At 46.1% G+C, this 9,113-nt stretch carries 13 protein-coding genes; 11 read left to right on the top strand and 2 right to left on the bottom strand.

Annotated elements, in window-relative coordinates; translation table 11 throughout:
* The first annotated feature begins 19 nt into the window (after positions 1-19).
* Both I2H74_RS22535 and I2H74_RS22540 read left to right on the top strand, forming a co-directional pair.
* The gene (locus I2H74_RS22535; RefSeq protein ID WP_195576498.1) at positions 20-193 is read left to right on the top strand and encodes a hypothetical protein; all 174 of its coding nucleotides are present in this window, start codon (positions 20-22) and stop codon (positions 191-193) included.
* 109 nt (positions 194-302) lie between these two features.
* Positions 303-884, top strand: coding sequence for a nitroreductase family protein (locus I2H74_RS22540; protein WP_195576539.1), 582 nt, complete (start codon positions 303-305; stop codon positions 882-884).
* A gap of 79 nt (positions 885-963) precedes the next feature.
* On the opposite strand, the gene pepT is transcribed toward I2H74_RS22540, so the two are convergent.
* Positions 964-2,196 (bottom strand): peptidase T, encoded by a 1,233-nt coding sequence (gene pepT, locus I2H74_RS22545; RefSeq protein ID WP_195576499.1) that lies wholly within the window; start codon positions 2,194-2,196, stop codon positions 964-966.
* Positions 2,197-2,362: 166 nt separating this feature from the next.
* Between pepT and I2H74_RS22550 the strand changes: the two genes are divergently transcribed.
* The 6 genes from I2H74_RS22550 (at position 2,363) to I2H74_RS22575 (ending at position 5,806) form a co-directional block, all read left to right on the top strand.
* Positions 2,363-2,815 carry an NUDIX hydrolase gene (locus tag I2H74_RS22550; protein ID WP_195576500.1) on the top strand — a complete coding sequence of 151 codons (453 nt, stop codon included), beginning with the start codon at positions 2,363-2,365 and terminating at the stop codon, positions 2,813-2,815.
* 94 nt (positions 2,816-2,909) lie between these two features.
* On the top strand, positions 2,910-3,236 hold the full coding sequence (locus I2H74_RS22555; RefSeq protein WP_195576501.1) for a CHY zinc finger protein: 327 nt from the start codon (positions 2,910-2,912) through the stop codon (positions 3,234-3,236).
* A 135-nt stretch (positions 3,237-3,371) separates the two neighbouring features.
* A complete protein-coding gene (locus I2H74_RS22560; RefSeq protein WP_195576502.1) occupies positions 3,372-3,881 on the top strand; it encodes a GNAT family N-acetyltransferase in 510 nt (169 codons plus the stop codon).
* A gap of 70 nt (positions 3,882-3,951) precedes the next feature.
* Positions 3,952-4,512, top strand: coding sequence for a uridine kinase family protein (locus I2H74_RS22565; protein ID WP_195576503.1), 561 nt, complete (start codon positions 3,952-3,954; stop codon positions 4,510-4,512).
* A 14-nt stretch (positions 4,513-4,526) separates the two neighbouring features.
* Complete coding sequence (locus I2H74_RS22570; RefSeq protein ID WP_195576504.1) at positions 4,527-5,270, top strand: spermidine synthase; 744 nt, start codon at positions 4,527-4,529, stop codon at positions 5,268-5,270.
* A 20-nt stretch (positions 5,271-5,290) separates the two neighbouring features.
* On the top strand, positions 5,291-5,806 hold the full coding sequence (locus tag I2H74_RS22575; protein WP_195576505.1) for a DinB family protein: 516 nt from the start codon (positions 5,291-5,293) through the stop codon (positions 5,804-5,806).
* Between the two features lie 71 nt (positions 5,807-5,877).
* Here the strand turns inward: I2H74_RS22575 and I2H74_RS22580 are convergent, their stop codons facing one another.
* Complete coding sequence (locus tag I2H74_RS22580) at positions 5,878-6,663, bottom strand: TerC family protein (RefSeq protein WP_195576506.1); 786 nt, start codon at positions 6,661-6,663, stop codon at positions 5,878-5,880.
* 551 nt (positions 6,664-7,214) lie between these two features.
* On the opposite strand from I2H74_RS22580, the gene I2H74_RS22585 reads away from it, so the two are divergent.
* The 3 genes from I2H74_RS22585 to I2H74_RS22595 all read left to right on the top strand — a co-directional run.
* Positions 7,215-7,775, top strand: a complete 561-nt coding sequence (locus I2H74_RS22585) for a nucleotidyltransferase family protein (protein ID WP_229506130.1) — start codon at positions 7,215-7,217, stop codon at positions 7,773-7,775.
* A 151-nt stretch (positions 7,776-7,926) separates the two neighbouring features.
* On the top strand, positions 7,927-8,454 hold the full coding sequence (locus I2H74_RS22590) for a GNAT family N-acetyltransferase (RefSeq protein ID WP_195576508.1): 528 nt from the start codon (positions 7,927-7,929) through the stop codon (positions 8,452-8,454).
* Positions 8,455-8,485: 31 nt separating this feature from the next.
* Positions 8,486-9,113 (top strand): hypothetical protein (locus tag I2H74_RS22595; protein WP_195576509.1); only part of this gene is annotated, 628 nt, incomplete at its 3' end.

Consider the following 9,113-nt stretch of genomic DNA (forward strand, 5'->3'; position numbering starts at 1 on the left):
CGACTTCTATTATGTCGACGTGTATACGGGCAACGATTACAATGCCTGCAAACTGTTGCAATATGCTGTTAAAGTAGATCGTGTAAGCATCACCGAGACGGAAAGACGCTTTGAGAGCATTCAGCGCTATGATCTGGCAGAGCTGTACAAGCTTTCGCTTGCACGACGAACGATCCATAACCTGCACGGCTAATGGCTCGTGCGTGGATGAAACAGCTTAAACAACGTCAGTTTCCATTATTCAGTAATTATGGTACACTCATTGATGAGAATGTTTATCATTAAAAATTGAGGTGCTTAAATTGCAATTATTAGAGGCTATCCATACAAGAAGAAGCATTGGCAAGGTTCAAGACACACCCGTTGAACGTGAAAAGATTGAACAGCTGCTAGAGGCGGCAACATGGGCTCCGAATCACCATAAGACAGAGCCATGGAAGTTCTTCGTGCTGACAGGTGAAGGTCGCAGACCTCTTGGCCGCACATTGGCTGATATTGCTGCCGTGAAGATGGAAGACCCATCCACGCCTGAGAATCAGGAGACGCTGGAGCGTCAGAAGCTGCTCCCATTCCGAGCTCCAGTTGTGATTGCAGCAGCAGCGATTCCATCAGATGATCCGAAGGCGGTCCATATTGAAGAGATCGGAGCTGTGAATGCAGCCATTCAAAACATGCTGCTCGCTGCACATTCCTTGGGGCTTGGAGCTGTATGGCGCACAGGATTGCCAACTTATCATCCGAAGATGAAGGAGCTCTTTAAACTTCGCGAACAAGACGAGGTATTGGGCTTTATTTATATCGGATATCCGGACATGACGCCAAAGCCTGGTACTAGAATTCCTTTTGCAGAGAAGACGGTCTGGATCGAAGAAGACCAACTGTAAGACGAAGAAACCCCCTATAACGTTCATTTGAACGAATATAGGGGGTTTTTGCTTTAGCATTATAGCATTGCTGTATAGCCTAGGATTCTTGCTCGAATCGCTTTGCGATCTCAATGATCACTTTTGTCGCCTTTTCCATATTATCCACGGATACGTATTCGAATTTGCCGTGGTAATTCTCACCGCCAGTGAAGATGTTAGGCGTCGGAAGTCCCATGTAGGACAACTGTGAACCGTCTGTACCACCGCGTACAGGCTGGATGACAGGCTTAATATCCAATGCTTCCATCGCCTTGTGCGCAATATTCACGATTTCCATGACAGGTTCGATCTTATCTCTCATATTGTAATACTGATCGTGCATGTCAAGGGTAATGTTCTTCTCACCGTATTGCTGCTGGAACTGATTCACAATGCGTTCCAGATAGGCCTTCTTCTCTTCGAAGCTTTCCTTTTTAAAGTCGCGAATAATATAGCTGAGCGTGGAGGATTCGACGTCACCGTGGAAGGAAGTCAGGTGGTAGAAGCCCTCATAGCCTTCTGTGTGCTCAGGCGCTTCCAGCGCTGGCAAATGGCGATGAATATCCATCGCAACCTTCATGGAGTTGATCATCTTTCCTTTAGCCGTACCAGGATGCACGCTTGCTCCGCAAATCGTAACTTTGGCAGCCGCTGCATTAAAGCTTTCATATTGAAGCTCACCGAGTGGACCGCCATCCATCGTATAGGCATATGCCGCATCGAAGGCTTTGACATCGAACTTGTGAGGGCCGCGTCCGATCTCCTCATCCGGCGTGAAGGCGACTCGAATCCGGCCATGCTTGATCTCTGGATGCTGAATCAAATAATTCATGGCGGTCATAATCTCTGCGATGCCAGCTTTATCGTCGGCTCCTAGGAGCGTCGTTCCATCTGTCGTCATGAGCGTATGTCCCTTATACTGCTTAAGCTCAGGGAACTCTCTTGGTGAAAGAGTGACATGCTTCGCTGGATTGAGGACGATATCCTCGCCATCGTATTGTTCAATGAGCTGAGGATTTACATTTTTGCCTGTCATATCAAGGGCCGTATCCAAGTGGGCTAAAAAGCCAATGGTTGGCACTTCTTTTTCCGAATTGGCAGGCAGCGTAGCCATCACATAGCCGTTGTCATCCATTGTGACTTCTTCCATGCCAATGGATTGGAGCTCTTCAACGAGCAGCTTTCCAAGCTCAAGCTGTCCTGGGGTAGATGGACAAGTTTCACTTTCGTCATTGGATTGGGTATCCACCTTCACATAAGTCGTAAGTCTATCAATGAGTTCTTGCTTCACTGCCTTCATCTCCTTTATGTATCTATCCTTAGTTTACCACGAATGGATACTTTCAACACGCCATATCGACAACATGCGCGAGTGTGTATAGAACGAGAATCCCATCATCTGCTATATTTAATGGAACCTGATAGAAAAGCATCCATCTTACGTGAAGGGGAGTTCGATGAATCAATATCGACATCTTGGTGTATATGGCATTTGTGTAGAGCAAGGCAAGATATTATTGATCAAAAAGGCAAGAGGACCTCATACAGGAAAGTGGGACCTTCCTGGAGGCACGATCGAACATGGTGAAACCCCGGAGGAAACACTGTGCAGGGAATGGGAGGAGGAGACAGGCATTGTTGGAATCTCCTATTCCCTCTATTCCGTGGAATCCTACCAGATGGAAATTACACTTGCTTCTGGAGAAGAGGAGGATCTGCATCACCTTGGGATTCTTTACACGGTCAACTTGCTCCATTCGCCCATGAGTCTGAAAGTCAATGGGGATGGTGAAGATTCACTAGGAGCGGAATGGATCGATGTCGGTGCGTTGTCACCTGAATGTGTCACGCCTTTTGTTTATAAGGCCATAAAGGATATCCAACAGCAGACGACTGGCTCATCACTATAGGGTCTAATGTAAAGTTATGAATATCATCATGCAATGAGTGCAAGAGCACATATTATCCAACAGAACGAAAGCTAGCAGAAAGGCAGAACATCTTATGGAACGAGGTAAATGTAAGGTTATCAGCGCGCTGGATTCAAGCACACGCTGCAAGCATTATCATCAGCCGCTCGATATTATCGCGATCAAGTTCAAATGCTGCAACACCTATTATCCCTGCTACCAATGTCATCAGGAGCATGCGGATCATGAGGCTGAAGTGTGGCCGATGCGCGAATGGAACACGACAGCCATTCTTTGCGGCGCATGCCATCATGAATGGACTATTCAGGAGTATTTGGATTGCCAATATACGTGTCCAGGCTGCAAAGCTTCCTTTAATCCGGGCTGCGGCAACCATCGCAACCTCTATTTTGAAGCTTGAGCAGGATAGATCAACTATAATCATATGGGATAGCACATTCCATATATGCGCCCCTTCCAACCTGTGATACACTTTACAAGAAAATGCTTACATATCTTTGATAGCCATGAACGTAATGGTCAAGGAGGAATCACGATGAACATTACATTTGCAGTCATTCGCGATGAGGAGACGAAGCAGAAGTGGAAGCTTGCTTTTGAGCGTGAACAGATTCATCGTCCAGATGAGTATTATGATCGCTGTATGGAAGAGAATCTGAACGGAAAGCGAGTCTCACTTCTAGCGTTGGCTGATGGTGAAGTAGCGGGCTGCTGCCATTTGAAGTATGATTCGGACTATCTGCCTTTCCAAGAGCAGGACATCCCTGAGATTAATGATTTAAACGTTTTCCCTTCCTATCAGCGTCACGGTATTGGCAATCAATTTCTTGAAGAATTCGAATCGATTGTTCGCAATGAGCGTGGAATTATAGGGATTGGAGTGGGATTGTTCCGTGACTATGGGCAAGCTCAGCGCTTGTATTGCCGTAGAGGCTATATTCTGGATGGCCATGGACTCGTTTATAAGAATCAGGAAGTGAAGCCTGGAACGCACGTATTGGTAGATGATGATTTGAACCTGTTTTTTACGAAAAAATTGACCTGATCACCTTTGAAGTCAACAGAAAGCGAGCAATTCATTCTGGCATTTCATTCTATAAAGAAGAGGTGTTTGTATGCAACCAATCCTGATTGGCATTACTGGCGGCTCTGGCAGCGGAAAGTCGACGTACTGCGACCAATTAGCCAAGGCATTACAGGACCTGAAAATTGCAGTAGTGCGCACAGATCAATTTTTCAAATGGCCCTTACCGAAGATGATATCTCCAATTACAGGGGAAGAGATGGATGACTTTAATCATCCCGATTGCCTTAATCAAGCTTCGATTCTCTCGCATCTCGATGGGCTGCTGAAGCGTGAGGAGCCGCTTGATGTCATTTTGGTTGAAGGCATTTTTACGCTGCAAGTGGAAGCCATTCGGGATCTTCTTCATTTGTCCGTCTTTATCGATCTTGATTCAGACGAGCGCATGTATCGCCGGATTAAGCGCAATATGAAGGAACGCGGACTGACGATAGAGGAGATCGCAGATTATTATGTGAATGCGGCCAAGCACCGTGAACAGGCACATGTTCTTCTCTCGAAGAAATACGCAGATCTGATCCTAAATGGAAATCGTTTAGAGGAAAAGCAGGTCGCATTGGTGGAAGGTTGGCTCCGTGCACAGTTGAAGTAAAGGAGTTTAAGGATTTGTACATCATTGCACAGCAACAAAGTGAAAAAGAGACCATCACCGTCTATGAAACAAACGAGCTGTATGGTGAAGTAGGACGCTTTCGGGTCATGTCTTTTCATGAGCAGGCTGTTCAAGGCGTGATTGACCTTCGTGAGCCTGAACGGATGGTTCTTGAGTATCCTCGGGCCATGTCAGCGTTTATGGAACACCATGCACCGGATTTTAAAAAAGCATTTTTGATCGGGTATGGGACCGGGACGCTTGTAAGGCGCTTTGCCCAAAAGGAAATGATTGCAGCGGACATTCATCCCCATGTCGTGGCGTTAAGCCGTCAATATTTCTATGAATCGCCACATTCGGTTCATGTTGGCGATGGACGAATCATACTGGAGCAGCAGGAGCCATGTTCATTTGACTTTGTGCTGCTGGATGCTTTTACTGCTGCCGGAACGCCGCATCATTTGACAACGGTGGAGTTTTTCCTGATGGTCAAGGAGAAGCTTACGGGTCGCGGGGCTTTGATCATGAATGCAATTGGAATACCGGAGAAGGATTATCGGATTCAGTCGATAGCAGCCACCCTCGCGTATGTGTTTCCTTATACGGCAACCTTTGCTTTAGAAGCGAGTAACCCTATAATGCTGCAGAACCTCATCATGGTTGGAAGCTATGTTCCCTTGCTTGAACCAGATAAAGATCGGATGGCAGGATTTGAACCGATTGACTTGATTCTTGGCATGGAGCTATGGGATCGTTGAAAAGAAAGGGGAGAATGAACATGCTAATGAAGCTAACAGAAGACCAATATCCGTCTTACTTTGGTACATATATTCAACTCGTTCCCGAAGGGAATATTGTGGACATGCTGACTCAGCAGAAAAAGGAAACGGCTGAGGCGTTAAGAGCCCTAACGGAAACAGAATGGTATTATCGCTATGCTCCAGAGAAATGGACGATTAAAGAGGTCATCGGACACATTATCGATACAGAGCAGATTATGAGCTATCGACTGTTATGTGCGGCAAGAGGGGATCAGAGCGCACTGCCACCTTTTGATGAGCAGTTGTACGGCCGCAATGCTCAATATGAGAATTGGGAGATTTCAGACCTGATTGCTCAATATGAAACGACCCGAACCTCGACGCTGCTTCTGATAAAGAACTTGTCAGAAGCAGCATGGAGCCGCTGTGGCAGCTTGTATCAGCAGCCGATATCAGCGCTCGCCTTGGCTCATATTATTGCAGGACATGAGCGCCATCATTGGAATGTTCTGCATGAACGATATGAGGTGTAACTGCATATGTTAGTGATATAAAAAGGCTCTACTCCTAAGATGGAATAGAGCCTTTGCTATGTGTTTATGAGTTAGGAAGCAGATACTTGATTCTCGTCTTCCTTTTTGCTGGATAAAAACCAGCCGCATACAGCAATGAGTACAAGCACAACGTAGAACGTAATCTTCCATGCCGCACTTTCTGCAAAGTCATGAGACAGAATGTGAATGGATGGGTGCGCGAGCGTATGAACCGCTAGTTTGACCCCGACCCCACCAACGATACAGAATGCAGCGATCTCAAGACCTGGACGAGAATGAAGCAGCTTCACGAAGAAGTTTGCAGCGAAACGCATAATGATCAATCCGATAAATCCGCCCAGGAAGATAACGATGAACTGTCCGCCGTCCATGCCGCCAATAGCAGGCAAACCGCTTGGTGGAAGGGCAACGGCCAAGGCTACTGCAGCAAGAATCGAATCAATTGCAAAGGCGATGTCAGCGAGCTCAACCTTAAATACGGTAGCCCAGAATCCGGATTCCTTCTTCGGTTTGTTTTCCTTATCCGCATGCTCATCCTCAGCTTTTTTCACAACAAGCTTACGAATAATGTGGTTCGCGGAGATATAGAGCAGGTAGAGAGCACCAATCGCTTGCACCTGCCACACGTCAACAAGGAATGAGATGATAAACAAGGATGCGAGTCGGAACACGAACGCTCCAGCCAAGCCATAGAACAAGGCTTTCTTTCTTGTGTCATCAGGCAGATGCTTAACCATGATGGCAAGTACGAGCGCATTATCCGCGGCGAGCAGTCCTTCAAGCACGACGAGAACGATAAGTACCCAGCCATATTCTAATAAAAGTCCAATATCCATATGATTTCCTCCTATATAGTCGCTCTATGTTTCTAAAATGTGATGTGCGATAAGGGTATCCTGTGACCGACTCATCTCCTTTGCCATCAATATCTTTCCAATGATGCTGTCTTTGCATGCACAGGGTGTGGGCAGTTCATGTGGAATTCTGGCGATTGCCTTGTGGATCGTAATGATCCGATAGCAAATGAATCCACAAAAAAAGACCTTTACCTATTGTGGTAAAGGTCTTCTGTATCAATACACCTTTACCCTGTCAATGGTAAAGGTCTCGCTAACAACGTCAGTTGCCAATAAAGCCGGAGATGGTTGATCTCGTAATGACGACTTTATTGAACAGCTACTCCCCTTTAATCATGTGAGTGATTCTTATTGGATCTTATGTTTGCTAGATCATCATAATTTATTTTTCGATAAACTGTCAATAAGCAATTTTAATGATTTTGATATGTTGAATTCGAGAAAAAAGGCACACACTGCCAAATCATGCAATATTTCATGTATAATAAAGGAATCTCACGAAAAATTTGTTTACGGAAAAGAGGAACTTGATGCGTCAAGAAGACATGTATCAACGTCAAGCAGAAGCATTTGTGCGAGCGAATGCAGCGATGATGGAGGCGCTCAAGCATGTTCGAGCGTTACATCTGCCTCAAGGCTATATCGCTGCAGGTTTTGTCCGCAATTATATCTGGAATCAGCTGCATGATCGTAACGAGCTTGCGCCCATTAACGATACAGATGTCGTATATTACGATTCTGATCAACTCGATGAAGCTGTCGATCTTGCTTATGAAGCAAAGCTCGAGGAGCGGGATCCTTTTTGGAAATGGTCGGTGAAAAATCAGGCTCGCATGCATATTCGAAATCAGATCCTGCCATATTCGTCCGTGGAGGATGCGCTAAGCAAATGGCCAGAGACAGCAACGGCTGTAGGCGTCAGACTGAATGCTGACGATGCACTGGAATGGGTATGCCCGTGGGGCTTTGCCGACATGATGGAGATGAAGGTTCGCAAGAGTCCTTTGTTTTCAGACGAGGTATATTACAATCATCGCGTACAATCGAAAGGATGGCTAACTCGGTGGCCGATGCTTACGAAGGAGGACTAGCCTTTAGAGCATGTTCCTCGCAATTTTATTCAATATGGGAAGCGGATTATTTTCAAAACGATTATAACTATCAACACCTTTAGCGCTCACGATGTCCATCGTGAATGATAGATCGATGCGCTGAAATAGATAAATGAAAAGGATGATATATATGTTGCACTATCGAATAATGACGGCTGAGGAGAGCCAAAAGATTAAGGATATTGACCGTTCTGAATATATTCCATTCATCTATGAGATTGAGAACGGAAAGATGACTGCAATTCCTCAGAATCATGAGTGCCAATCCTGGGACGAGACAACTTTTCAAGAGATTAAGACTCGTTTTGAATATGAGCTATCGCAGGGTGGTACAGCATATGGAGCTTTTGATGGCGAGCGGTTAGCAGGGTTCGGTGTGCTTGCTCACCAGTGGAGAGGGGAAGAACAGGATCAGCTGCAGTTGGATCTGATGTATGTGTCAAGGTCCTACAGGAGACAAGGCATAGGTTCGAGGATCATCGAGCTCTTGGAGGAGGAAGCAAGAGCGCTGGGAGCGAAGTGGTTGTATATTTCTTCTACGGAGACAGAATCTGCGGTATCCTTCTATCAAAGCCATGGGGGAGCATTGACGAGTCAGGTTGATGAGGAGCTCTTCTCAAAGGAGCCGAAAGATATTCATATGCTTAAAAAACTGTAGTTGTTGGGTAGGAAGGAGCTGAGCCAGTTCCATGTCACGCACGAATGCAAATGAGAAAGCGGGCACTGATGAAACACCTCTAGCTTCAGGATGGACGCGTAGACGAATAACGCTGATGGGATCGATCCTTTTTACTGTACTGGTTACGATTATCATCTTAAGCGGCGTATGGAACGTTAAGGATAGTGTGGACAATGCTGATGCTGGGCTTTACAGCTATCATAGCTACCATGCATCGAATGGGATGGAGCTTCATGTTCTAAAGACAAAGCCACAATATATCTCTATACAGGCGATCCATGATAACGTAACCAAGTCTGCGTTAACAGGCATCAACGGTGGCTTCTTCTATGAATCTGCACAGCTCAGCCTTGCGATGATGAATGGTGCACCGATCAATGGAGCAGCCGGTGCATATGGATCTGGCGATCAAAATGTGAAATATGCCCGTGGGACGCTTGTCTGGGATGGAGTGACCAATCAGCTAAAGGTACAGGTCATAAGAAGGGGCGATGAGGTGCAGGTTCAGAACCCGAAGCAATCATGGGCACAAGGCGGCATCAGCATGGATCTAAGCAGCGAGGCGTCATGGCGGCAAAGGATACTGGACGAAAAAGCTCCTTTCCCGGATGATCATCGACTTCGATCTGGAGCTGTAT

It is taken from the genome of Paenibacillus sp. 1001270B_150601_E10, assembly GCF_015558675.1.
GTDB lineage: Bacteria > Bacillota > Bacilli > Paenibacillales > Paenibacillaceae > Paenibacillus_B.